The organism is Aestuariivirga litoralis (assembly GCF_003234965.1).
GTDB classification, from domain to species: Bacteria; Pseudomonadota; Alphaproteobacteria; order Rhizobiales; family Aestuariivirgaceae; genus Aestuariivirga; species Aestuariivirga litoralis.
The window spans coordinates 1-25,466 of the sequence record NZ_QKVK01000007.1; the positions used below are offsets into that span (position 1 = coordinate 1).

19 protein-coding genes are annotated in these 25,466 nt (G+C 65.7%); 8 read left to right on the top strand and 11 right to left on the bottom strand.

Going from position 1 to position 25,466, the window contains the following annotated elements:
* Both DK847_RS14695 and DK847_RS14700 read right to left on the bottom strand, forming a co-directional pair.
* Nucleotides 1-4,911: toxin TcdB middle/N-terminal domain-containing protein (locus DK847_RS14695; protein ID WP_146256145.1), on the bottom strand; the 4,911-nt coding region annotated here is incomplete at its 3' end.
* A gap of 131 nt (nt 4,912-5,042) precedes the next feature.
* Complete coding sequence (locus DK847_RS14700; protein WP_111199288.1) at nt 5,043-6,962, bottom strand: potassium transporter Kup; 1,920 nt, start codon at nt 6,960-6,962, stop codon at nt 5,043-5,045.
* A 144-nt stretch (nt 6,963-7,106) separates the two neighbouring features.
* On the opposite strand from DK847_RS14700, the gene DK847_RS14705 reads away from it, so the two are divergent.
* A complete protein-coding gene (locus DK847_RS14705; protein ID WP_111199502.1) occupies nt 7,107-7,583 on the top strand; it encodes a GFA family protein in 477 nt (158 codons plus the stop codon).
* Nucleotides 7,584-7,713: 130 nt separating this feature from the next.
* Here DK847_RS14705 and alaS read toward each other — a convergent pair whose 3' ends face one another.
* From alaS to DK847_RS14720, 3 genes are all read right to left on the bottom strand, one after another.
* Nucleotides 7,714-10,371, bottom strand: a complete 2,658-nt coding sequence (alaS, locus tag DK847_RS14710) for an alanine--tRNA ligase (protein WP_111199289.1) — start codon at nt 10,369-10,371, stop codon at nt 7,714-7,716.
* A 254-nt stretch (nt 10,372-10,625) separates the two neighbouring features.
* Complete coding sequence (recA, locus tag DK847_RS14715) at nt 10,626-11,696, bottom strand: recombinase RecA (protein ID WP_111199290.1); 1,071 nt, start codon at nt 11,694-11,696, stop codon at nt 10,626-10,628.
* 234 nt (nt 11,697-11,930) lie between these two features.
* Nucleotides 11,931-13,274, bottom strand: a complete 1,344-nt coding sequence (locus tag DK847_RS14720; protein ID WP_111199291.1) for an amidase — start codon at nt 13,272-13,274, stop codon at nt 11,931-11,933.
* A gap of 78 nt (nt 13,275-13,352) precedes the next feature.
* On the opposite strand from DK847_RS14720, the gene DK847_RS14725 reads away from it, so the two are divergent.
* Nucleotides 13,353-14,192 carry a GNAT family N-acetyltransferase gene (locus DK847_RS14725; protein ID WP_111199292.1) on the top strand — a complete coding sequence of 280 codons (840 nt, stop codon included), beginning with the start codon at nt 13,353-13,355 and terminating at the stop codon, nt 14,190-14,192.
* A gap of 130 nt (nt 14,193-14,322) precedes the next feature.
* Here DK847_RS14725 and DK847_RS14730 read toward each other — a convergent pair whose 3' ends face one another.
* Nucleotides 14,323-16,851 (bottom strand): response regulator, encoded by a 2,529-nt coding sequence (locus DK847_RS14730; protein ID WP_111199293.1) that lies wholly within the window; start codon nt 16,849-16,851, stop codon nt 14,323-14,325.
* A gap of 189 nt (nt 16,852-17,040) precedes the next feature.
* Here DK847_RS14730 and DK847_RS14735 point away from each other — a divergent pair, with 189 nt between their 5' ends.
* Nucleotides 17,041-17,457, top strand: a complete 417-nt coding sequence (locus DK847_RS14735; protein WP_111199294.1) for a flagellar biosynthetic protein FliO — start codon at nt 17,041-17,043, stop codon at nt 17,455-17,457.
* 58 nt (nt 17,458-17,515) lie between these two features.
* Here the strand turns inward: DK847_RS14735 and DK847_RS14740 are convergent, their stop codons facing one another.
* Entirely contained in the window at nt 17,516-17,920 is a 405-nt protein-coding gene (locus DK847_RS14740; protein WP_111199295.1) for a DUF2852 domain-containing protein, read from the bottom strand.
* 231 nt (nt 17,921-18,151) lie between these two features.
* Here DK847_RS14740 and DK847_RS14745 point away from each other — a divergent pair, with 231 nt between their 5' ends.
* The 4 genes from DK847_RS14745 (at nt 18,152) to modC (ending at nt 21,746) form a co-directional block, all read left to right on the top strand.
* On the top strand, nt 18,152-19,360 hold the full coding sequence (locus DK847_RS14745) for a pyrophosphate--fructose-6-phosphate 1-phosphotransferase (protein WP_111199296.1): 1,209 nt from the start codon (nt 18,152-18,154) through the stop codon (nt 19,358-19,360).
* A complete protein-coding gene (locus DK847_RS14750; RefSeq protein WP_111199297.1) occupies nt 19,357-19,773 on the top strand; it encodes a c-type cytochrome in 417 nt (138 codons plus the stop codon). Before DK847_RS14745 ends, DK847_RS14750 begins: the two co-directional genes overlap by 4 nt.
* 189 nt (nt 19,774-19,962) lie before the next feature.
* Entirely contained in the window at nt 19,963-20,658 is a 696-nt protein-coding gene (gene modB / locus DK847_RS14755) for a molybdate ABC transporter permease subunit (RefSeq protein WP_111199298.1), read from the top strand.
* Nucleotides 20,655-21,746: a molybdenum ABC transporter ATP-binding protein gene (gene modC / locus DK847_RS14760; RefSeq protein ID WP_111199299.1), complete on the top strand. Its 1,092-nt coding sequence runs from the start codon at nt 20,655-20,657 to the stop codon at nt 21,744-21,746. Before modB ends, modC begins: the two co-directional genes overlap by 4 nt.
* Nucleotides 21,747-21,773: 27 nt before the next feature.
* Here modC and DK847_RS14765 read toward each other — a convergent pair whose 3' ends face one another.
* Nucleotides 21,774-22,115: a winged helix-turn-helix domain-containing protein gene (locus DK847_RS14765; RefSeq protein ID WP_111199300.1), complete on the bottom strand. Its 342-nt coding sequence runs from the start codon at nt 22,113-22,115 to the stop codon at nt 21,774-21,776.
* 73 nt (nt 22,116-22,188) lie between these two features.
* On the opposite strand from DK847_RS14765, the gene DK847_RS14770 reads away from it, so the two are divergent.
* The gene (locus DK847_RS14770; RefSeq protein ID WP_111199301.1) at nt 22,189-23,124 is read left to right on the top strand and encodes a 1-phosphofructokinase family hexose kinase; all 936 of its coding nucleotides are present in this window, start codon (nt 22,189-22,191) and stop codon (nt 23,122-23,124) included.
* A 150-nt stretch (nt 23,125-23,274) separates the two neighbouring features.
* Here the strand turns inward: DK847_RS14770 and DK847_RS14775 are convergent, their stop codons facing one another.
* The 3 genes from DK847_RS14775 to DK847_RS14785 form a co-directional block, all read right to left on the bottom strand.
* Nucleotides 23,275-23,793: a hypothetical protein gene (locus DK847_RS14775; protein ID WP_111199302.1), complete on the bottom strand. Its 519-nt coding sequence runs from the start codon at nt 23,791-23,793 to the stop codon at nt 23,275-23,277.
* A gap of 162 nt (nt 23,794-23,955) precedes the next feature.
* Entirely contained in the window at nt 23,956-24,891 is a 936-nt protein-coding gene (locus tag DK847_RS14780; RefSeq protein ID WP_111199303.1) for a glutathione S-transferase family protein, read from the bottom strand.
* A 64-nt stretch (nt 24,892-24,955) separates the two neighbouring features.
* Entirely contained in the window at nt 24,956-25,378 is a 423-nt protein-coding gene (locus tag DK847_RS14785; RefSeq protein ID WP_111199304.1) for a DoxX family protein, read from the bottom strand.
* Nucleotides 25,379-25,466: the final 88 nt, after the last annotated feature.

The window sequence follows — 25,466 nt, forward strand, 5'->3', positions numbered from 1 at the left end:
ATCATAGCTGACGGGCGCGCCGCAGATCGAGACCGGCGCATGCGGCCGCGCACTGCCCGACGGCGGATAGACCAGCCCTGCCCCGCCGCACAGGCCGGAGTTGGCCGTCAGGTTGCCGGCATCGTCATAGGCATAGCTCCGATCCTCCGCCGCGCCGTCCTGATTGTCCGCCGAGACGAGCCGGCCCAACTCGTCATAGGAAAAGGCCCAGGCGCGGGACGGATCGGGCGAGGAGATTGCGGTGACCTGGCCCACGGCATTGCGGGCATAGTTGAGGTCCAGCAGCGTCTCGCCATTCTTCTGCGTCAGCACCCTGGTGAGGAAGCCGCGCGCATCGTTGTAGCTGAAGCTGGTGGCGACGCCGCCGCCATAGGCAATGGCCGTGGTCTGGCCGCGGGCATTGTAGAGGATCGAGGAGATGAACTGCCCCGGCTCGCTGGCAGACGGCGCATTGGCATTGCCGATGCTGAAGAGCCGGCCGGCCGGATCATAGAGATAGGTGCCGGTCCATGAGCCATCCGCCAGGCGCTTGCGCTTCAGCGTGCCGTCCGGCCAGTACTCGAAGCCCTGGGAAAAGTCCCGGCCTTCGACGCCGAGATCGCTGCGCTGGGCGAGACGGCCCGCGGCATCATAGTCGAAGGCCTGGGCGAAGCGCTTGCCGCCCGCCTCCCGGACGGCACTGGTGATCTGCCCGAGGTTGAAGAAGCCGGCACGCGCCTCGTCATAGGCATTGGTCGTCCGCTCCTCGCCGGAGGTGCCGCGCACCAGCTTTGTCGTGACGCGGGACAGCGCATCGTAGCTCAGTTCCGTGCGCTGGCCCTTGGCATCCGTCTGGGCGATGAGGCGGGAAGCACTGTCATAGTCATAGCTCCAGCTGCCGAGGTCCGGGTCATTCACGCGGGTACGGCGGCCCAGCCCGTCAAAGGCATAGGACCAGGTATTGCCAGCAGGATCGACCACCCAGGTGATGCGGCCGAGACCATCCCGGTAGTACCCCCTTGGCAAGGCCACCTCACCCTTGAAGGGGATGTGCTTCATCTGCTTGCCGTTGGCATAGAAGGTGTCGATCGTCCTGCGTCCGGCCTCGTCGGTGATCACCATTCCATGGTGTTCGGTGGAGTTTGGCCAACCCAGCCCATGCCAGATGGAGGACGACGTGCCGTCGGGATTGGTGGTGCGAACCAGCCGGTCCAGCTTGTCATAGGTGAAGGTCTTCCAGGCCTGAGGCTCGTCGTAGTAGAAAGGCTCCGTCTGGCTGGCGAGGTTACCTCGCTGATTGTAAGTCTTGAAGATCGAGACGTGCTTCGTGGCACCCGGACCCATCGATGCGTCGAAGTAGTCGCGCCCGAAGCCGTCGAAGTAGACCGAACTCCAGCGACCGGAGGTTTGACCGCCAGGTGCTGACCGCGACATCCAGCTGAACTGGGCGTTCGGCTGGCCGAGTGCGCCGAAGCCGCGCCATTCCTCGTACCCGCCCGGCTGGCTCCGGTAGCTCTCGCGGCACAGGGCATCATAGGCGAAGCTGGTCACCTGCCCGTTGAGGTCCGTTTGGGATGCGGGAAGGCCACAGGTGAGATTCCAGGCGGTCAGCGTGCGGAACCGCTGGTCTGCCGCATAGTTGGGAAGACGCGTTTCAACGGTATAAAGTCGCAGGGCTCCATCATAAAGCGTGGTGGTGGTATTGCCCACGCCATCCGTTTCCGTCACCCGGTTGCCCACATCGTCATAGCTCCAGCGGGCGGTGGTGATCCAACTGCCCCCCGACACCCAGTCATCCTGCTGCGTCTTCTCGCAACGCGCGGGTGGTTGTGCGAAGGCCGCGCCGTCATAGGACTGGCGCGTTCCCTTGAGCAGCCGTCCAGAACTGGATGTGCCCTCGAACACATAGGTTTCCGCCGGACAGGAGACGAGATAGTCCCCCGTATTTGGCGCGAAGGCCGTGGTGGTCAGGGTCTCGTCGCCGGGCGCATCGAGAACGCCATGGTCGATCACCTGCGTGGTGTTGCCGAAGAGGTCATGGGCGAACTCCTGCCGCACCACCTTCTCCCGCCCGTCACCGAAGAGCCGGCTCTCGGTGCTGGTGGCAAGGCAGGTGAAGGGCAACTGGCCATCCTCGGCAAAGCTGGCGTTGGTCTGCGCCAGCACGGCGCCGCCCGGACCATCCAGCGTCTGCTCCTGCAGCACCTGGCCGAGGCAGGCGGGAACCTGCGAAAAGGTCCGCACCTGCTGCGGACAGGCTGCCTCGCCAGGGAGGCACGGCAGGCTGGCGATGACCTTCTGGAACCCGAGGAACTGCCGCTCGCTCCGCGACCATGCCCCGCCTTCATAGGCAAATGAGAGCGTCGACACCACGCCCCGCCCGTCGTCCAGCGTCAGCGACTTCACCACCTGCATGTTGAACGGCATCCGGCTGCCGGGGGTCCCCGCCGAGGGCCCATAAGTTACGCTGGTCCGGCCACCGAGAGGCTCCTGGAACGAGGTCATCAAGTCCGCCTGTCCGGAGCGGGAAAGCCAGACATAGTTGTCGGTCAGGCGCGGATCGCCGATCATCGGGGGCAAATTGGCGCGGGCGATGTCGTCCGCACCGTCGCCATTATAATCGGTGATGTAGGTTACCATGCGCGACCCTGGAATCACGCTTGGCTGACTCTCGAACCCCTGGCCGGTGGAGCGCGCGATGCCGGTTCCGGGGCCCGTGCCCTTGTTCCGGCTTCCCGCGAGGTCGACCCGTCCGTCACCGTTGAAATCACCCATCTTGAACTGGGTGAACCCGAACAGGTCGACCTTTTCCGGTGTGTATTGCGAAGACGATGCAAGGGATCCGGTACCGAACCGGTCGCCACTCCCGACTCCGGTGATTTCGCGCGATCCATCGGGACCGTTTTCCCACTCTTCATCATCTGCAGAGCGGAACCCCGATGCGCCGGTTATACTCTGCACGGCTGCTCCACCGACGCTCGTTCCGTTGGAGAACAGGACAACGATGGAACCTGATGCGCTGTAGATCATGTCGCTCAGTCCATCGCCGTTGACGTCGCCGAGTGTCTGCCGGGTGGCGTCCTTTGGCAGGTTGAAGGGCGTCTGTGCGGCCAGCCCCGCGCCGGTCGACAGATAGATCCGGTAACTCGTCGTCTTTTCCTTGTGGATCAGCGCATCGGACCTGCCGTCGCCATTGAAGTCCGCAATTAGACTGCGATACTTCTTTCTGAAGTCCTTGATGCCCCGAAGCCCCCAGTCGACAACGTGCTTCCCATCCCTATCTCCATTCCTATCCGACAGGGCAATCCGTCCGTCATCAAGCAGGTAGTCGTCCTTGCCGTCGCCGTCGAAGTCTCCGGCTTGGCCTGCCGCGGTTTTGAGGTCCAACTCCCACTTGGACAGAAAACCGAAGCCGCGTTCGCTGTCGGAATTCAACCGCTTTACCCCGATGCCATCAAACGACCATGAGCGGGGACAGGTGTCGCTGTTACAGGACTCAACGGCTGTGCTGACGACCCGGGCAAAGTCCATTGCCGAGTCACCGTTGAAATCTCCCAAAGCAACGATATTGTTGGAATCCGGCAGCTTTCCAGCTATTTTGGAGTACTTCCACCGCGGCATGGGATAAGTGAGTGCTGCCGGAGATCCGTTCGCATAGTGCTCCCTGGGGCCAATGCATTCATAGGCCGGCAACGGTCTTCCCCTCCCGTCCTTTGGATTTGAGGGCGACGGCAGCTCGGCGTAAAAGCAGGTCTTTGGCATGTAATAATCGCCTGCCCAACCATCGCCATTGAAGTCACCGGCCAGATCCATCGCTTGAGGAAAGGTATTTGGAAAACCAAATCGGTCGATGACGTTTTCGAGTTCTATTGCTGCAACACCCGGCCCCGTCCAATCCTCGCGCTTGTCAAAGATCGGATGGCCGGCGGAGTCCCCGTTGTCGGAATAGGTCATGACATAGGATGGCATCCTCGTGCCGGTGTCAGGCACAACGATGCCGTTCACGATCGCCGCGTCCGAGCCGAACTTCTGAACTTCGACCAGCCGTGAGAGACCAGTCGATACGGAGGTCTGGTAGGCAAGCCGGTAAACCACAGCACTGGTCCCCGCGCTCTTCACCTGGATTGCGGTGATGCGCTTCGTCATGGCGCGCATACCCCGGCCGTCGCCATAGCTGATCAGATCCGGCCGCGCTTCCGTGTGGAAGATGACTTCGCTGGCGGGTGTGCTGGTGCCTGCCGTGAACGCGCGGATGCTGGCGATGGTGCAGTGGCCGGTGGCGCAGGACCAGCCATAGTCGACGTGGTTGCCGCGCCGGTCGGTGACCGAGGCCAGGTGCCAGCGGAAGGTGGCATCGAAGCCTGCGCCCTCGAGCGAGGTGTAGAGGGATTTCACCCCGTCCCGGCCTGTCACCTCCCAGAGGTTCGCGGCCGGGTTGCTGCGGATGCGCAGGAAACTCTCGAAGCGGCTGGTGAAGGCGCCACCGGCGGCGGTGGCGCAGGAGGGTGTCGAGGAGGGATTGGTGACCTCCGCACAGGAGACGAGTTCCGTGCCGTCGAGCATGAAGCTGTCGGCGGGAAAGCCCTGGGCGCCATAGGCCGGCACGCCACGCCCGCTTGGGGGCTTGTCCTGCCCCGGTGTCTTCCAGGTTCCCGAGATGCGCTGAATGGCAGAGACGCCCTGCAGCGACCAGCCGACACCCAGTTCTCCGCCGGCGGAGGGCAGCGTCCTGATGCTGGCGGATGAGTCATAGACCAGCCGGAGTTCGGGCGCGATGCCGCGGAAGGCCGGCACCTCGATCGGGATGGACCGGCTGAAGCTGCCGTTGCGCCCCTGCACGGGAAGCTTCGGGTCCTTCGATTCGTCCGTGTCCACCGCATGCGCGGCGCCTGACAGGGACACCAGGATTGCGACGGCCAACCATATCCGCATGTCGGCTTCCCCCAGGATTTGACCCAGGGGAAGATATCGCCACGTGGTTCATTGGCAATGCCAAAATCACATTTCTTACAAATTTTTTTGATGTAATCCTTTTCTCGATTATATGAGCGCGTCCTGCCCCGCTACACCGTCACCTGGCTTCCCACCTCGATGACCCTTCCCGGCGGCAGGCGGAAATAGCGGCTCGCGTCATTGGCGTTCCTTGCCATCATGATGAAGAGCTTGTCCTGCCACACCGGCATGCCCTGGTATTTCGAGGCGCGCACGCTGCGGCGGGAGAGGAAGAAGGAGGTATCCATCATCGAGAAGCTCATCTCGTCCTTCGGGATGGCGAGAAGCGTGGCCGGCACATTGGGGTTCTCCATGAAGCCGAAGCTCGCCTCGATGCGCCAGAAGCGCTCGGAGAGCTGCGCGATCTTCAGCCGCTGTGCGGCCTCCACCACCGGCACGGTAGCGCTCTTCACGGTGAAGATCACGTTGCGCTCATGCAGCACCTTGTAGTGCTTCAGGCTGTGCAGGAGCGCGGTGGGCGCGCTCTCGGAATCGCTGGTGAGGAAGACCGCCGTGCCCGGCACGCTGGGTGGCGGCCGCCGGGAGAGCGAGGCGACGAGCTCCTTCAGCGGCACTTCCGACAGCCTGGTCTTCTCGGCCAGCAGCCGCGAGCCCTCGCGCCACGTCCACATGAGAAGGAAGATCGCGGCACCCAGCACCAGCGGCATCCAGCCGCCTTCCAGGATCTTCAGCGAATTGGCGCCGAAGAACACGAGGTCGAGCGCCAGCAGCGGCAGCATGATGGGGAGCACCAGCCACAGGGGCCAGCGCCAGTCCTTCCACATCACGGCAATCGCCATCATCGCCGTGACCACCATGGTGCCGGTCACCGCGATGCCATAGGCATGGGCCAGCGCGCCCGATGACTTGAAGGTCAGCACCAGGATGACGACGCCGGCGAGCAGCAGCCAGTTGACCTGCGGCAGGTAGGTCTGCCCGGCATGCGACTCCGAGGTGAAGCGGATTTCCATGCGCGGCAGCAGGCCCAGCTGGATCGCCTGCTGGGTGAGCGAATAGGCGCCGGTGATGACCGCCTGCGATGCGATGATGGTGGCCGCCGTGGCCAGCGCCACCATGGGCACGAGGCCCCAGTCCGGCACCATGCGGAAGAAGGGATTGTCGATCGCCGAGGGATCCGCCAGCAGCAGTGCCCCCTGCCCCAGGTAGTTCAGCACCAGCGCGGGCAGCACGACGACGAGCCAGGCGGACTGGATCGGCCGCTTGCCGAAATGCCCGAGATCGGCATAGAGCGCCTCGGCGCCGGTGACGGCGAGGAACACCGCCCCCAGCACGGCAAGCCCGATCAGGCCATGATTGGCGAGGAAGTGCACCGCCTTGAGCGGGCTGAAGGCGATGAGCACCGAGGGCGTATCGAAAATGTGCCAGAGCCCGACGGCGGCGAGTGCCGCGAACCACACCAGCGTGATCGGTCCGAAGAAGGCCGCCACCCGCCCCGTGCCCTGCGACTGCACCATGAACAGGCCGAGGATGATGGCGAGCGTGAGCGGCAGGATATAGGGCTCGAATTGGGGCGTCACCACCTTGAGGCCCTCGACGGCTGAGAGCACCGAAATGGCGGGGGTGATGATCGCATCGCCATAGAACAGCGCCGCGCCCACCATGCCGAGCACCGCAATCCAGGTGACGGAGCGGCCGAAGGCCCTTTGGGCGAGCGCCATGAGGGAGAGCGTGCCGCCTTCGCCCTTGTTGTCGGCGTTGAGCAGGATCAGCACGTACTTGACGGTGACGACGAGGATCAGCGACCAGATGATGAGCGACAGGACGCCATGGACCAGCGCGTCCGATATGTGCCCGTCCTGGCGCATGCCGGCCAGCACGGCCTCGCGCAGCGCATAGAGCGGGCTCGTTCCGATGTCGCCATAGACGACGCCGATGGAGCCCAGCGCGAGAATGAGAAAAGGCGGGCGGCGCCCGTGTCCCTCAATTGCGGCTTCGTCGGAAGCCTCCCCCTGGTCCTGCACTGTGGTCATGGTTGCTCTCCTTTTGATGCTGCAATGCAGCAGGAGCGGCGATATGCGCCTGCGCGCCGAAGTTTACCTGCGGCATTCCCTCAGGCCAGACTTGCATTTTCGGAAGCGTAAGACTTACTTCCCCAAGCCGTGAAGGAGATGCATATGACCGAAGTTCACACCGGGGGCTGCCAGTGCGGCGCCCTTCGCTACCGCATCGAGGGACCGCTGGGGACTGCGGGCTTCTGCCACTGCCGCATGTGCCAGAAGGCCTTCGGCTCCTTCGGTGCGCCGCTGGTCAGCGTCGATCCGCAGCGGTTCCGCTGGACGCGGGGGGAGCCCGCCACATTCCGCTCTTCCCCCGTGGTCGCCCGCGGCTTCTGCCGCGACTGCGGCACGCCGCTGTTCATGCTGGAGGACGACTATGGCCCGATCGAACTCTCGATCGGCTCGCTGGATGATCCCGATGCAGCAGCGCCCGACCATGTGGTGGGGGTGGAGAGCAAGCTCCGCTGGGCGGATGCCCTGCCCGACCTGCCCTCGAAGCGCACCGAGGACGACCGCACGCCGGAGGACCTCACCAAACTCCGCTCGCTGCAGCACCCGGACCATGACACGGCAGAGTGGCCGGCGAAGGGGTAGCGCTTCGGCCGCGCACTCCGCTCGTCCATCATGGCCGGGCTCGTCCCGGCCATCCTTTTCGATGGTTGAAAAAAGATCGCCGGGACAAGCCCGGCGATGATGCGTCGAGAGTGGTGCGGCCTGCGTCCCGTCAGCCCAGCGCGGCCTTCACCGCCGCCAGCGCCTCATCCGCCTTCGCACCGTCGGGACCACCAGCCTGGGCCATGTCGGGGCGGCCGCCGCCACCCTTGCCGCCCAGTGCGGCTGCACCGGCGCGGACGAGGTCGATCGCGCTGAAGCGCGAGACGAGGTCATTGGTGACACCGACGACGAGGCCGGCGCGGCCTTCGTCATTGAGCCCCACCAGCGCCACGACGCCGGAGCCGAGCTTGGCCTTGCCGTCGTCGACCATGCCCTTCATGTCGTTGGGCGAGATGCCCTTCACGACGCGGGCCATCAGCTTGATGCCGTTGACCTCCGAGATGCCCTCGTCACCGCCGGCCTTGCCGCCGCCCATGGCGAGCTGCTTCTTGGCTTCGGCCAGCTCGCGCTCGAGCTTGCGGCGCTCGTCGAGGAGTGACTCGATGCGCGTCACGATTTCGCCCGCCGGCGCCTTCAGCGCGGCGGCCGCGGCCTGCACGCGGCGGTCCTGCTCCTCGAGATAGGCGCGCGCGGCGGGGCCGGCCAGCGCCTCGATGCGGCGCACGCCGGCGGCCGAGGCGCTCTCGCCCACCACCTTGATGAGGCCGATGTCGCCGGTGCGGCCGACATGCGTGCCGCCGCAGAGTTCGAGCGAATAGATGGGCCGGCCTGCGCCATGCTCGTTGCGGCCCATGGAGACGACGCGGACTTCATCGCCGTATTTCTCGCCGAACAGCGCCATGGCACCCTCGGCGATCGCGGCATCCACCGTCATCAGGCGGGTCGTCACCTTGTCGTTCTGCAGCACGATGGCGTTGGCGATCTGCTCGACCTGGGCGATCTCGTCCGGGCTCATCGCCTTGTTGTGCGAGATGTCGAAGCGGAGCCGATTGGGTTCGACCAGCGAGCCCTTCTGGGCGACGTGGGAACCGAGCGTCAGGCGCAGCGCCTCGTGCAGCAGGTGGGTGGCGGAATGGTGGATGCGGTTGCCCGAGCGGCGCGTGTGGTCGACGGTGAGTTCCACCGCATTGCCGGGCTTCATCTGCCCGCGCACCAGCTCGCCGATGTGCACGAAGACATCGCCCACGCGCTTCTGCGTGTCCGTCACCAGGAAGGAGGCGCCTTCGGCCGTGCGGATCACGCCCTTGTCGCCGGTCTGGCCGCCGGACTCGCCGTAGAAGGGCGTCTGGTTGACGACGATCGCCGCCTTCTGGCCCTCGGCGAGGCCCTGGACTTCCTTGCCATCGACGACGATGGCGCGCACGACGCCCTCCGCCATCTCGGTGTCGTAGCCGAGGAACTCGGTGGCGCCGAAGCGCTCCTTCAGCTCGAACCAGATGGTCTCGGTCTTGGCGTCCCCCGAGCCCTTCCAGGCGCGGCGGGCCTCCTCGCGCTGGGCCTCCATCGAGGCTTCGAAAGCGCTGGTGTCGACGGTGATGCCGCGCGACTTCAGCGCATCCTGCGTGAGGTCGAGCGGGAAGCCATAGGTGTCATAGAGCTTGAAGGCCGTCTCGCCGGAGAAGGTGTCGCCCTGCTTGAGGCCGGCGGAACCGTCGTCGAGCAGGCGCAACCCGCGTTCCAGCGTCTTCTTGAAGCGGTTCTCCTCGAGATAGAGCGTCTCGGTGATGAGCGCCTCGGCGCGGACGAGTTCGTTGTAGGCAGCGCCCATCTCGCGCACCAGGGCGGGCACGAGGCGGTGCATCAGCGGCTCCTTGGCTCCGAGCAGTTCGGCATGGCGCATGGCGCGGCGCATGATGCGGCGGAGCACGTAGCCGCGGCCCTCGTTCGACGGCAGCACGCCATCGGCGATGAGGAAGGAGGAGGCGCGCAGATGATCGGCGATGACGCGGTTCGAGGCCTTGGCGTCGCCCTCCGCCGGAACGCCGGTCTTCTCGACGATCGACTGGATCAGGGCGCGGAACAGGTCGGTCTCGTAATTGTCATGTGTGCCCTGCAGCACCGCGGCGATGCGCTCGAGGCCCATGCCGGTGTCGATCGAGGGCTTGGGCAGGCTGATGCGCTCGTCCTTCGAGACCTGCTCGTACTGCATGAAGACGAGGTTCCAGATCTCGATGAAGCGGTCGCCGTCGGCCTCGGCCGAGCCGGGAGGGCCGCCCCAGATCTTGTCGCCATGGTCGTAGAAGATTTCGGAGCACGGACCGCAGGGACCGGTGTCGCCCATCGACCAGAAATTGTCAGACGTCGAGATGCGGATGATGCGGCTGTCGGGAATTCCCGCGATCTTCCTCCACAGCGCATGGGCCTCGTCATCCTCCGAGAAGACGGTGACGGTGAGCTTGTCCTTCGGCAGGCCGAACTCCTTGGTGACCAGCGTCCAGGCCCACTCGATCGCATCCGGCTTGAAATAGTCGCCGAAGGAGAAATTGCCCAGCATCTCGAAGAAGGTGTGGTGGCGGGCGGTGTAGCCCACATTGTCGAGGTCGTTGTGCTTGCCGCCGGCGCGCACGCATTTCTGCGCCGTGGTGGCGCGGCTGTAGGGCCGCTTCTCCATGCCGGTGAAGACGTTCTTGAACTGCACCATGCCCGAGTTGGCGAACATCAGGGTGGGGTCGTTGCGCGGCACCAGCGGCGAGGAAGCGACGACCTCGTGGCCCTGGCGCTTGTAGAAGTCGAGGAAGGTCGAACGGATCTGTGCAAGCCCTGTCATGTGACGCCCGGCAAATGAGTGTTGGAGTTTGGGGCGGTCTTAATGGCGCGGGGCCGCCCTGTCCAGAATAACCAAGCCAGAACGGGACCTTTGCTGGGGCCAGCCAGCCGGGCCTCGCCCCATGCAGAACGGCGCCCTCCGCGGGGTGACGGAGGGCGCCGGCTCAGGCGGTGTGGGGCAAACACCGTGGGCAGCCGGACGCCCCTTGGGCAAGGCGTCCGGGTTCTGTGGATGGGATGGGGCGGGCGGGACGATCAGTCGTCCGCGGCGTCGTCCTTTTCGGTGCCATTGCTGAGCGCAGCGGCGACGATGCCGGCATTGCCGCGGATCGTGGCCTCGATGGCGTTCGCCATGTCCGGGTTCTGGCGCAGGAAGGTCTTGGCGTTCTCACGCCCCTGCCCGATGCGCTCGCCATTGTAGGAGAACCAGGAGCCGGACTTTTCCACCACGCCGGCGGTGACGCCGAGGTCGATCAGCTCGCCGACCTTGGAAATGCCCTCGCCATACATGATGTCGAACTCGACCTGCTTGAAGGGCGGCGCCACCTTGTTCTTGACCACCTTCACGCGGGTCTGGTTGCCCACCACCTCATCACGGTCCTTGATGGCGCCGATGCGACGGATGTCGAGGCGCACCGAGGCATAGAACTTCAGCGCGTTGCCGCCCGTCGTCGTCTCGGGCGAGCCGAACATGACGCCGATCTTCATGCGGATCTGGTTGATGAAGATGACCATGCAGTTGGTCTTGGAGATCGAGCCCGTGAGCTTCCGCAGCGCCTGGCTCATCAGGCGGGCCTGGAGGCCCGGCAGCTGGTCGCCCATCTCGCCCTCGAGTTCGGCGCGCGGGGTGAGTGCCGCGACCGAGTCGATCACCAGCACCTCGACCGCACCGGAGCGCACCAGCGTGTCGGCGATTTCCAGCGCCTGCTCGCCGGTGTCCGGCTGGGAAATGAGAAGGTCATCGACCTTGACGCCGAGCTTGCGCGCATAGACCGGGTCCAGCGCATGTTCGGCGTCGACGAAGGCGCAGATGCCGCCGCGCTTCTGGGCCTCCGCGATGGTCTGCAGCGCCAGCGTGGTCTTGCCGGAGGATTCTGGCCCGTAGATCTCGATGATGCGGCCCTTGGGCAACCCGCCGATGCCGAGCGCGATGTCGAGGCCGAGCGAGCCCGTGGAGATCGCCTCGATCTCCAGCGCCGAATTGGCGCCGAGCTTCATGATGGAGCCCTTGCCGAAGGCGCGCTCGATCTGGCTCAGCGCGGCGTCCAGTGCCTTGTTCTTGTCCATGGAATTCTCAACGACCCGCAGATTCGATGCCTGTGCCATTCGGTTTACTCCTTGCTTTTCAGTGGGTCCACCGGAGGCCCGTTCCAGCGCCGCCGCGTTACCGTTGTTCGAACTATGTTCTATTTCCGTTCATGACGCAAGGGGAAAATGGAGTGGGCTTAAGCTATTGATATATAGGTTAATGAGCCGCACGAAAACGGAACATACCGGAACAACATGACGTGTACGGACAAATACTCTTTTTGGCGATGTTTTCGCGCAATGCGGGTCTCTTCAACCTGCCTTCAGTACCCGCTCCAGGGCTCCGGCGACCCCGAAAAGATCCCGGTCGTGGCCCCAGGGCGCCATCGCCATCAGGCCGCAGGGCGCCTCGCCCGGGGCCTGCATCGGCAGCGAGATGGCGCAGCCGTTGAGGAAGTTGCCGACATAGGTGTTGCGCAGGCTCATGGCGTTGAAGCGGATGTAGTCCTTGTCCTCGGCAAGCTCGGCGATGGCGGGGGCCACGTTGAGCGTGGTCGGCAGCACCACCGCATCGAAACCGGCAAAGCGCCCGGCGAAGAGCGCGATCATCTCGCGGCGGCGCGCCACGTAGCCGAGGTAGTCGGCGGCCGAAATCGCCTCCGCCGCCTCGATGCGGAAGCGCACGCGCGGGTCATATTCGCCGCCGCGCGCCGCCATGCGGGCGCGGTGGTTGTAGAGCGCCTCCGCCGCGACGATGCCACCCTTGGCATTGATCGTCGGGATCTCGCGCAGTTCCGGGAAGCTCATGTCGGAGAGCACGGCACCCGCCGCTTCGAGCCGCTTGAGCGTGCGGGCGAAGTCGCGCTCCACCTGGGGGCCGAGGCCGTCGAGCACGAAATCCCTCAGCACCGCGAGGCGCAGTCCGCGAATATCCCGCGCCGGCACCACGCCATCCCAGTCGCCCGCCATGATCGCGTCCGCCGTGGCGCAGCAGGCGACCGAATTCGCCAGCGGCCCGATGGTATCGAAGCTGGAGGACAGCGGGTTGCAGCCGGTCAAGGGCACGCGGCCATGGCTCGACTTGTAGCCGACGATGCCGCAATAGGAGGCGGGAACGCGGCAGGAGCCACCGGTATCCGTGCCGATGCCGAGCGCCACCATGCCATCGGCCACCGAGACGGCGGCCCCCGAGGACGAGCCGCCGGGAATGCGGCCCGTGGCGCGGTCGAAGGGCGCGCGCGGCGTGCCGTAATGCGGGTTGAGGCCCACACCCGAATAGGCGAACTCGGTCATGTTGGTGCGGCCGATGACGATCATGCCCTTGTCCTTCAGCCGCGCGATGGCAACGGCATCGGCACGGGCCGGTGGATCGTTCTTCAGCACCCTGGATCCGGCGGTCGTCACCTCGCCCGCGAGGTCGAAGATGTCCTTCGACGAGAAGGGAATGCCGGCGAGGGCCGAGACCTCGCGGCCGCGCCTGCGCTGGCTGTCGACGAAATCGGCCGCGGCCCGCGCGCCCTCGGCATCGACCGCGGTGAAGGTGCGAGCCCCCTCGCCCGCCGGATCGGCGATGAGGCCGAGCGAACGCTCCACGAGTTCGCGGGACGTGACGGCGCGGTCGGCAAGCTGGCGGGAGAGTTCGGCGAGTGTCGGCATGATGACATCCTGAAGGCTTGCAGCATGGCTTAAGATGATTCAAAGACCCGTGCATCCGAAAACACATCAGGGGCGGCCATGGCTTACGACATTGGATTTCTCGACCGGGAGGGCATCCGCACCGCCTGCGACTGGGCCCGGCAGGAAGGCTGGAACCCGGGGCTGAAGGACCAGGAGGCCTTCGCCGCGCAGGACCCGGAGGGCTTCCTCGGCCTGCAGGTCGACGGCGAACTCGCCGCCACCATCTCGCTGGTCAGCTATGGGCCCAGCTTCGGCTTCCTCGGTTTCTACATCTGCCGGCCGGACCTGCGCGGCAGGGGCCTCGGCCTCGCATTGTGGAACGAGGCACTCCGGCTCAAGCCTGCGCGCAGCATCGGCCTCGACGGCGTCAAGGCGCAGCAGGCGAACTACGCCAGGTCGGGCTTCGTGCTGGCGCATGAGAACATCCGCCATGGCGGTCTGAAGCCATCGGGCTATTCGCAGGGCAACCCCGCACTCACCGCGCTCGCCGCCGCCGATGCCGAGGCCATCGACCACTTCGAGCAGAAGCACCGCCTGTTCCCCGCCCCGCGCACGCGCTTCCTGGCGGAATGGCTGCGCCACGACGCGATGGCGCTGAGGCGCGACGGCGAGATCGTCGGCTACGGCGTGATCCGCCAGTGCCACGAGGGCTGGAAGGTGGGGCCGCTCTTCGCTGACAACCTGGGTGACGCCGAGACCATCCTGCGCGGGCTGCTGACGAGAATGCCGGAGGGCACCTTCTATCTCGACACGCCGGCGACGAACCGGGCGGCAGTGGACCTCGCGGTCTCGCTCGGGCTGAAGCCGATGTTCGAGACGGCACGCATGTATCGCGGGCCCGCGCCCGCGATCGACACGGCGAAGGTGTTCGGGATCACGAGCTTCGAACTGGGGTGACAACCCCGCATTCGCCCTCCATGATTTTCATCATGGTGCCCGCGAAAAGGATGGCCGGGACTCCCCGGCCATGATGACGTGAGTGGGAATGCGGAACGGGCGAGAATGATGGACGCTCAGGTGAGGCAGCTCACCCCTCCATCGCCTCCTTCACCTTCTCGACCAGCTGCTTCAGCGAGAAGGGCTTGGGCATGAAGCTGTAGCCGGAGTGCCCCTCGAGATCCTGCTCGAACTGCTCGCCGGGGTAACCCGAGACGAAGACGAACTTGGTCTCGTTGCCGCGCTTCCTCAGTTCACGGAGCAGTGTGGGCCCGTCCATTTCCGGCATGACGACGTCGGAGATGATGAGGTCGAAGCCCCTGTCGTCCATGTCGATCTTCTCGATGGCGCTCTCGCCCGAGTCGGCCTCGACCACGGTGTAGCCACGCGATGTGAGTGCGCGCAGCGCGAAGGCGCGCACCGCGTCCTCGTCCTCGACCAGCAGGATGCGCTCCTTGCCGGTATAGTCGCGCTTGGGCGCCTCCGCGGGCTTCTCCTCGACGGCCGCTTCCTCCGCCTTCTTCGGATAGTAGCGCGGCAGGTAGATGCGGAACGTGGTGCCCTTGCCCACCTCGCTGTCGCAGAAGATGAAGCCACCCGTCTGCTTGACGATGCCATAGACGGTGGAGAGGCCGAGCCCGGTGCCCTTGCCCACGTCCTTGGTGGAGAAGAAGGGCTCCCAGATCTTGTCGCGGATCTCGGGCGGAATGCCACTCCCTGTGTCCTGCACCTCGCAGGCGACATATTCGCCGGGCGGCATGAGGGACGGCATGATGGAGCGCGACTCCTCCACCCCCACATTATAGGTGCGCACGGTGAGCGCACCGCCATTGGGCATCGCGTCGCGCGCATTGACGGCGAGGTTGATGATCACCTGCTCGAACTGGTGGATGTCCACCATGACGAGGCCCAGCTCGCGGTCATGGTTGATCTTGAGCGACACCTTCTCGCCCAGCACGCGGCCGAGCAGGTTGCCGAGGTCGGAGAGCGCCTCGGTGAGCACATGCACCTTGGGCTGCAGCGTCTGCTTGCGCGAGAAGGCGAGGAGCTGGCGCACCAGGTTCGCCGCGCGGTTGGCGTTCTGCTTGATGTTCATGACGTCCGCGAAGGCGGGGTCGGTCGGCCGCATCTTGGCCAGCAGAAGGTCGGCGAAGCCGATGATCGGGGTCAGCACGTTGTTGAAGTCATGCGCGATCCCCGAGGCGAGCTGGCCCACCGCCATCAGCTTCTGGCTCTGCGCCAGCTGCACTTCGAGCGACTTGTTCTCGGTCTTGTCCACCGCGAAGACCACCGCCGTGTCGTCCTCCGGTGCCAGCCTGGTGAAGGTGAAGAGCACGTTCCTCGGGCTGGTGCCTTCGACATTGGCCTCGATCTGGTGCAGGCTTCCCTCGTTGCGCAGCGCCGTCGACAGCGCCTGCAGCAGCGAGGCACGCTCCGATGCAACGACGGCGGCGGAAAGTTCCGAGCCGCGCCGCGCCTTGGGCGAGAGCTCGATGAAGGCGCCGTTCGCCATGCGCACGATGCCGTCCTTGTCGATCTCGGCAATGCCGATGGGCGCATTGTTGATGAAGCGGGAAAGACGCGGCGCCGAGATCTCGCCACCCGCCGCCGAGGTGCCCGCCAGGTGGCGCGGCACCACGATGGTGCGCGACGGCGAGGGCTGGCCCTCGGCATCGAACTCGACATGGTGGATCAGCTGCACCGGGATCAGCTTGCCGGTGCTGTTGTTGCGGAGATCGATGCCGAAGCTTTCGGTCACCGCCGTGCCGGGCTTGGGCGCCACGCCGGACACGAGGCGCGCCGCCTGCTCGCCCAGCAGGTCCGGCAGCTTCATGCCGGCGTTCTGGGCTTCCGTGAGGTCGATCCCCAGCCACTGCGCAAGGGTGGCGTTGATGTAGTCGACCTGCCCGTCGCTCAAGGTCGAGAAGAATCCGGCGGGCGCATTGTCGAGATAGGTGATGATGAACTGCAGGCGCGCAAAGGCCTGTTCCTGCCGGGCCCGGTCCTCGCTGATGTCCTCGAGCTGCCACAGGCGAAGCGGGGTCTTGCCGCCTGCGACGGGCGTGGCCGTGAGCTTCACCCATACCGGCCGGTCAGGCCTTGCACAGGGTGCCGCGGCGCCCTGCGCCACGCGCAGTTCCCGCGAGTCGCTGCGGCCCTCGTTCACGGCCTGCGCCAGCTGGTAGACGGGTGCCGAGAACTCGGCATAGGGCGCGAACAGCACGTCCATGCCCACGAGGCGTCCCGCCCTGGCCGTCAGCGCCTCATAGGCGGCATTGGCATAGACGGCGCGGCCCGCGGCGTCGGTCACCACCAGGGGGTGACCGATCGCGGCGGTCAGCGCGTCGAGGAAGGCGCGGTCGTTGCGCTCGCCGCCGAGGCGGATGAAGCCGGCCACCAGCGACAGCAGCGCCAGCAGGCCAAGGCCGGCAAGCGCCGCGCCTGCCCACAGCAGCCAGCGCGGATGCCCCTCCGGCAGGTGGGCCAGCCCGGCCACCATGCTGGCCGCCACGGCCATTGCCAGCAGCAGCGCCAGCACGGCGCGAGGTCCCCCGCCACCGCCAGCCCCTGCCGCCGGTGCCGCGATGCCGCCTGTCACCGGTGCCTTCCTGTCCGTCATCCAACCCCACCCCGAATCATGACCAGTATAGGCCAATCGGGATGATGCGGAATCGTTCACGCCCCCCGGGGAGCCGATCTCCGCTTTACAAATGGCGGGCCTGCCGCCACAGTCCCGGCCGGGGTTGACCGGTTGCCGAAGCAGGCGCCGGGAAGTTTGGTCACGGCTCGTTTGCGGAAGGACGTGGGGATGGAATTCCTGAACCAGAACATCCAGGTCATCGTCACGGCGGCAATCGTTCTGGCGGTGCTGTTCATCCTGCTCGCCGTGTGGCGCGCCTTCAGCCCGCGCGTGTCGGGCGGGCGCCGCGGCCAGCGCCTCGGCATCAGCGAATACTACGAGGTGGACAAGGAGCGCCGGCTGGTGATCGTGCGGCGCGACAATGTCGAGCACCTGCTGCTGATCGGCGGCCCGCAGGACCTGGTGATCGAGGCCGCCATCGGCACGCCGGCCGCTTCGCCCTATGCCCGCGAGGCACTGCAGCCCGGCATGGCCCGCCCCGCCCCGCGCGCCCCGGTGTTCAAGACCGAGCCGATGGTGGGCAAGGCCGCCGATCCGGGTGCCGCCCCGCCGCCGATCCGCACCCGCGAGGAACCGGAGCTCTGAAACGCCAGAAGCCCGGCCAATGGCCGGGCTTCCGCATGACGGGTCGATGCGACGGGGCTTACTCGTTCACCGCGGGCGGCGAAGACCGGCGCTCGGCCATGAAGCGGTCGAACTCGTCCTGGTCCTTGGCGCGGCGCAGGCGCTCCACGAAGTCGCGGAAGGCCTTCTGCTCGTCCTCCAGCCTGCGGCGCTCCTCGTCGAGGCGCTTCAGCTGTTCACGCTTGTAGGCATCGAAGGCGGCATTGCCGGAGCCGGCAAAGCCATAGGACTGGCTCTTCCAGCTGGAATTCCAGCCCGACAGGTCAGGCGCCTTGAAACCTGCCCAGGGTGCGGCGGTGTCCGCCGAACCCTTCCACATCTCGCCGTTCTTCCATTTCAGGAACAGGGCGATCAGCCCCAACGGCCAGAACACGACGAAGCCGGCGACCATCGCGCCGATCTCCCAGGCCGACCAACGGCCCATTGAGCCCCAACCGCAGCCACGCCTCTGCGTGCTGCCGCTCTGCTCGAAACCAGCCGAAGCCGAATGTGTCATCTCCGATCCTCTCTCCAAAGTTGACGAAAAATCAGATGGGAACCCTCTCGTCCGGCTTCAATGAAAATCGGACGGCGGCTCAGCCGTTTTGCCGGGTTTCGCCGCGGGCCCGCCGGTGCTAACCCTATAAGTCCTGATTTCCCGAGGAGTTACGTGACGATGTCCCACACCCACCACAAGATCGCGATGCTCACCGCGGGCGGCCTCGCCCCCTGCCTTTCCTCCGCGGTGGGCGGCCTGATCGAACGCTATTCCGAGGTTGCGCCCGACGCGCCGATGATCGGCTATCTCGCCGGCTACAAGGGGCTGCTGCAGGGCAAGTCCATTCCCGTGACGCCCGAGGTGCGCCGCCGCGCCCATGTGCTGCACAGCCACGGCGGCTCGCCGCTCGGCAACAGCCGCGTCAAGCTCACCAATGTCGCCGACTGCGTCAAGCGCGGCCTGGTGAAGGAAGGCGAAGACCCGCTCAAGGTCGCCGCCAACCAGCTGGTGAAGGACGGCATCACCATCCTCCACACCATCGGGGGTGACGACACCAACACCACCGCCGCCGACCTCGCGGCCTATCTGCATGGCAATGGCTATGAGCTGACCGTCGTCGGCCTGCCCAAGACCATCGACAACGACGTGGTGCCGATCCGCCAGACGCTGGGCGCCTGGACGGCGGCCGAGCACGGCGCGATGTTCTTCGAGAACGTGGTCAACGAGCAGTCGACCTCGTCGCGCCAGCTGGTGATCCATGAAGTCATGGGCCGCCACTGCGGCTGGCTCACCGCCGCCACCGCCAAAGCCTGGCGCGACCGGCTCGACCACCTCGAGTTCCTCCCCGAGTTCAACCTCGACCGCAAGCACAAGGACATCGACGCCGTCTACATCCCCGAGATGCACATCGACATGGAGAAGGAGGCGGAGCGCCTGCGCCAGCTGATGGACCAGTATGACTCGGTGTCGATCTTCGTCAGCGAGGGCGCCTGCGTGCCGGAGATCGTGGCCGAGATGGAGGCACGGGGCGAGCATGTGGAGCGCGACGCCTTCGGCCATGTGCGCCTCGACAATGTCAAGGTGGGCGACTGGTTCGGCAAGCAGTTCGCCAGGAAGATCGGCGCCGACAAGACGCTGGTGCAGAAGTCAGGCTATTTCGGCCGCTCGGCGGCCGCCAACCAGGCCGACCTCGACCTGATCCGCGCCATGGTGCATGTCGCGGTGGACAGCGCCCTCGATGGCATTTCCGGCGTCATCGGCCATGACGAGGAACGCGACGACGAGCTGCGCGCCATCGAATTCCCGCGCATCAAGGGCGGCAAGCATTTCGACGTTCACACGCCGTGGTTCACCGAAATGCTGAAGGACATCGGGCAGGCCCGATGATGGCGCTGCTGCGTTCGCTCCCGGCCCTGCTGCTGCTGGCGTCTCCCGCCCTTTCTGCCGCTGCGCCGGAACAGGGCAGGAAGGACTTCGTGCAGCTCTGCGCGCCCTGCCACGGGCCGGGCGGCAAGGGCGACGGCCCGCAAGCCGCCCATCTCGCCAGGAAGCCCTCCGACCTGACCGAGGTGACACGCAAATACGGCCAGTTCCCGGAGCAGAAGGTCTTCGAGACCATTGCCGGGCTGGACATGCCGGACGGCCACGGCAGCCGCGAGATGCCGATCTGGGGAGACGTCTTCGTCACCGAGGAGGTTGGCAAGAGCACGAAGGTCGAGGACGCGATGAAGGCCTCGGACGACGCCTCGCGGCGGATTGCCGGGCTGGTGACATACGTCCGGTCGATCCAGGCGCCGTGACGGGTTGCCCGGCATGGCAATCTGCTATAGCCAGTCGGGTATGACGCTTTCCCTCCTAATCGGCCGCCGCCCCGCCCGTCGCACAAGGATGCCCGGGACGAGCCTGGGCATGATGAGAGGAGGGACGCACCCGATTTCTCATCATCGCCGGGCCCGTCCCGGCGATCCTGTGTTGCCGAGCCTTGAGCGATGACCCTGCTCTCCCTCACCCCGGAGGAATGGCAGGCGGTCCGCCTCAGCCTCAAGGTGGCGAGCGTGGCGATGATCGCCAGCCTGCCGGTGGCGCTGGCCGTGGCCTGGCTGCTGGCGCGGCGGGATTTCTGGGGCAAGTCGCTGGTGAACGGCATCGTGCATCTTCCACTGGTGATGCCGCCCGTCGTGACGGGCTACCTCCTGCTCCTCAGCTTCGGCACCAAGGGTCCGGTGGGCGCCTTCCTCGCGCAGTTCGGCATCGTCTTCGCCTTCCGCTGGACGGGGGCCGCCCTGGCCTGCGCGGTGATGGGTTTCCCGCTGATGGTGCGCGCCATCAGGCTGTCGATCGAGGCGGTGGACATGCGCCTGGAAGCTGCCTCCGCCACGCTCGGCGCAAGTGCCGTCTGGGTATTCCTCACCATCACCCTGCCGCTCACGCTCCCCGGCATCATCGCCGGCATGATCCTGTGCTTCGCCAAGGCCATGGGCGAGTTCGGCGCCACCATCACCTTCGTGTCCAACATCCCGGGCGAAACGCAGACCCTGCCCACGGCCATCTACACGCTGACGCAGGTGCCCGGCGGCGATGCGGGCGCGCTGAAGCTCACCGCCATCTCGATCGCCATCTCGCTGGGCGCACTCATGGTCTCGGAATTCCTGGCCCGCCGGGCGGGCGCGAGGATCGCCGCATGAGCCTCACGGTCGATGTGCGCCACAGGCTCGGCAGCCTCGACCTCGCGGCGGCCTTCGACAGTGAGGGCGGCATCACCGCCGTGTTCGGCGCCTCCGGCTGTGGCAAGACCACGCTGGTCAACGTGATCGCCGGCCTGATCCGGCCCGATCATGCGCGGATCACCGTCGGCGGCACCGTGCTGACCGACACCACCCAGGGCATCGAACTGGCGCCGCACCGGCGGCGCATCGGCTATGTGTTCCAGGAGGCGCGGCTGTTCCCCCACCTCACGGTGGAAGGAAACCTCGCCTATGGCGAATGGTTCACGCCGCGGGCGGAGCGCTATGCCGCGAAGCCGCAGATCCTCGATCTGCTCGGCATCGCGCCCCTGCTCAAGCGCCGCCCGCGCGACCTCTCGGGCGGCGAGAAGCAGCGCGTGGCCATCGGCCGCGCCCTGCTCGCCTCGCCGCGCCTGCTGCTGATGGACGAACCCCTCGCCTCGCTCGACCAGGCCCGCAAGGCGGAGATCCTGCCCTACATCGAGCGCCTGCGGGACGAGGTGAGGATTCCCATCGTCTATGTCAGCCATTCGGTGGCAGAGGTGATGCGGCTGGCCTCCGACGTGGCGGTGCTGGCGGCAGGGCGGCTCGCCGCCTTCGGCCCGGCAGCGGAGATCGCCCAGCGCCTCGACCTTATCCCCGACGAGGAGCGCGACGAAGGCGGCGCCATCATCGACATGGCCGTGGCGGCGCATGACGAGGCCTTCGGCCTGACGCGGCTGTCCTCGTCCGCCGGCGACATCTTCGTCCCCGGGCGCATCGGGCCGGCCGGGACCCCGGCGCGGGTGCGCATCCGGGCGCGCGACGTGATGCTGGCACTGGAGGAGCCGGTGAAGATCAGTGCACTGAACATCCTGCGCGGCACCGTGGCGGAGATGTCGCCTGCCGGCCCCTCCTCGGTCAATGTCCGGCTCGACTGCGGCGGCGCGGCGGTGGTGGCAAGGATCACGCGGCACTCGGCCACGGCCCTTTGCCTTGCCCCCGGCACGCCGGCCTATGCGGTGGTGAAGGCCGTGTCGGTGAGCGGGCCCGACGCCGAGGCGCGCTGACCGGATCGAGCCACCGCTATGATCCGTTCACGCGTTCGCGATTTCGCCGGCCAGCGCCTTGAGGTGTGGCTCGGTGGCCGCCGCGGCCGCCCGCTCCATGGCGCGGTAGCGCGAGATGAGCGCCAGCCCGAGCGGCGTGAGCGTTGCCCCGCCCCCCTTCCTGCCGCCGCTGCGCGATTCCACCACCGGCTTGCCGAAAATGGTGTTGAGCTCCTCGATCAGTTCCCAGGCGCGGCGGTAGGACATGTCCATGGCGCGGCCACCCGCCGAGATCGAACCCAGCGCCGCGATCTGCTCGAGCAGCGCGATCTTGCCCGGGCCCACCCTCAGCTCTGGACCAAAATCGATGCGGATGCTCAGTTCAGCCATGGGATTCGCTCTTTCGTCACACCGGGATGATCGAACAAACTCACCCCCGAATCCAGTGCCACAAGGATCCTGAATGGCCGCCATCCTCACCATCACCCTGAACCCGACGATCGACGTCTTCGGCGAGGCCGAAAAAGTGCGCCCCACCCACAAGGTGCGGCTGAAGGACACCAGCTTCGAACCCGGCGGCGGCGGCATCAACGTTGCCCGTGTCATCGCGGCGCTGGGCGGCGAAGTGGAGGCGCTGGCACTCTCCGGCTGGGAGATGGGCGCCTTCCTCGGCCGGCTGCTGAAGGACGAGGGCATTCCCTGGACACCCATTGCCATGGAGGGCGAGACACGGGTGGCCCTCATGGTGCATGACCAGTCCACCGGCCTTGAATACCGCTTCCTGCCCGAGGGGCCGGAGGTGCACGCCCACGAGATCGACGCCTGCGCCGAAGCCATCCTGCGCAAGAAGGAAGGTTACGTGGTGGCCAGCGGAAGCCTGCCGCGCGGGGCGCCTGCCGACAGCTATGTGCGGCTGGCGAAGGCTGCCGCGGCGAACGGCCTGCCCTTCGTGCTCGATTCCTCCGGCGCCGCGCTCAAGGCGGCACTCCAGCATGGCGGCATCCACCTCGTGAAGCCGAGCCTCAGCGAACTCGAAAGCCTCGCGGGCCATGAACTGGATGCCCCCGGCATCGAGGCGGCGGCGCGCGCCATCATCACTGCCGGCCAGGCGCGCATGGTTGCGGTGACGCTGGGCGCCGACGGCGCGGTGCTGGCGACGCCCGACCGCGTGCTGCGGCTGCCGGCAATGGCGGTCGAGGTGCGCTCGGCCGTGGGCGCCGGCGACAGCTTCCTCGGCGCCATGGTGTGGGCGCTGTCACAGGGCTGGGACATCGAGCAGGCCTTCCTCCTCGGCATGGCCGCGGGCGCCGCGGCGACCGGCAACCCCGGCACCTCGCTCTGCCGCAAGGAAGATGTTTTCAGCCTGTTCGAAAGGGCGGGCGGCAGGAGGCCCGGATGAACACCTTATCGAATGCCATAAATCATTGTTCGCAACGACCCAGACGAATTGCGATTTACATTCGGCTCGCATGTCGTACAGGCCTGCGACATAGCCCTTGCATCGGGCTATGCATTACGCCGTGAAAAATTATACGGCCCCAGCCGGGCTTTATTGCTGCTGAGGCGGCTTCCGCGGAGGCTGTTCGGGCGCTGAAGGATCGCGTGGGCCAGTTTCAGTGGTTGTACTTGTCCGACTAACAGGATCATAGGTCGTTTTGGTCGTCCGGCTGTTATCCTCACGTGTCTGCTCGCTCCCGAGGCTATTCGCCTCCTTCATCGTTCCAGACATGGTGTTGGGAAGGAGCATATCCGCGAACAATGCTCCGGCCGGATTGCAGTAAATGAGAATTCGATCGCCATCCATAACCTCAAATACAGCGATCTCTTCCGTCAATATCCGCGTTCTGACTTTCCTGCCCTGGGAAATGAACTGCGCGGCTAACTTCTTCGCTTCTGAGGTACATACTTGGTGCTTACTGACGCCTTGATAGATCATTCCCTTGAAGTCATTCATGTGGATGCGAACCCAGTCGCCACCAGTCTTGTAGGCGTCTGCGGTTTGCGCTGAAGCAGTCACAGCTGAGCAGGAGTAAAAAAGAAAGCACCACTTCAGTGCGCTGCGTAGCATGCTATCTATTCCAAGCTATCCTCTGCATATTTTATATTATCTGCTTGTGAAGAAATTGAAATAGATCAAGTTCGCTTCCCTGCTCTATATTTGGCAACTTTTGATTGCTACACTCGCCCTTTGCGAAATTACCTGATTGCAACTCCTGCCGTCTCACTTTCGCTAGACCCCGGTTCCCTCCAGCGCGATGCCCTCGGGCCCCAGCGGCACGATGCCCGTGGGGTTCAGCGATTTCACGGAGTAGTAGCCGCGCTTGATGTGGCTGATGTTGACGGTGTCGCGGAAGGCATCGACCTGCAGCAGGCGGTGGAGATAGGCGTTGAGGTTTAGATAGTCGACGATGCGGCGCTTGTTGGCCTTGAACAGGCCGTGATAGGCGGCATCGAAACGCACCAGGGTGACGAAGAGCCGGATATCCGCCTCGGTCAGTTCGGCGCCGAACAGGAAGGGGCCCGAGGACAAGCGCTCCTCCAGCTGGTCCAGCATCTCGAAGACGCCGTGATAGGCCTCTTCATAGGCCACCTGGGTGGTGGCGAAGCCGCAGCGATAGACGCCGTTGTTGAGCTTCGCATAGATCACGCCGTTCAGCGCATCGATGGCATTGCGCAGATGTTCCGGGTACAGATCGATGGTGTTCCCCGCCAGGGCGCCGAAGCCCATGTTGAACATGCGGAGGATGTCGGACGACTCGTTGTTGACGATGCTGCCCGTCTGCTTGTCCCACAGCACCGGCACGGTAGCGCGGCCGGTGTAGTGCCCGTCGGCAGCGGTATAGATCTCGTGCATGTAGCGGGCGTTGTTGATGGGATCGGCCCCTTCGGCGAAGCGCCAGCCCTGTGCGTCCAGTTCCGGTTCGACGACCGAAACCGAGATCACGTCCTCCAGTCCCTTCAGCTTGCGCGCCACCAGCGTGCGCGAGGCCCAGGGGCAGATCAGCGCCACATAGAGGTGGTAGCGCCCGGCATCGGCGCGGAAGCCCCCGTCGCCGTCCGGCGTCACGACATGGCGGAACTGCGAGTCCTGGCGCAGGAAGCCGCCCTTCTGGTCCTTGGCCTGGACCGGGTGCCAGTCAGCCGACCACTTGCCATCAACGAGCATCGGGGATCCTTTCGAAATGAGGGGAGCCGGCCACCACGGCCGGCTCCTGCGAATGCCAAGCCTGTCAGCGCTTCAGCGCGAAGGCGCCGCCGCCGATGAGCGCCTGCACGGCAAGCGCCACGGCCCAGAAGGCAGGGAATTCCCAGCCGCCATTGGCCGCCGTGAAGAAGAAGCCATTGCCGGCATGAGCGAAGATGGCGCCCAGCATGATGGGCAGCAGGGCGAGGGACACCCAGCGCGTCCACAGGCCAAGCACCAGCGCGATGCCGCCGAAGAACTCAGCCGCCATGACCACATAGGCCAGCGGGCCGGGAAGGCCGAGGCTCTGGAAATACTGCACCGTGCCGGCGGGGGTGAAGATCGCGTACTTGAGGTAGGCATGGGCGATGAAGCCCACTCCCATGCTCACGCGCAGCAGCAGCGCGGCATAGTCGACAGAGGCAGCGGAAGCGGCGAGCGGGGCGCGCTCGGTGGCAGCATAGGTCATGGGATCGTTCCTTTCGGTTGGCCGGCGGAAGTGCCGGTCGCGATGGGACGAAACGTAACGAGATCCGTTACCGTTGATAATCCGGAAA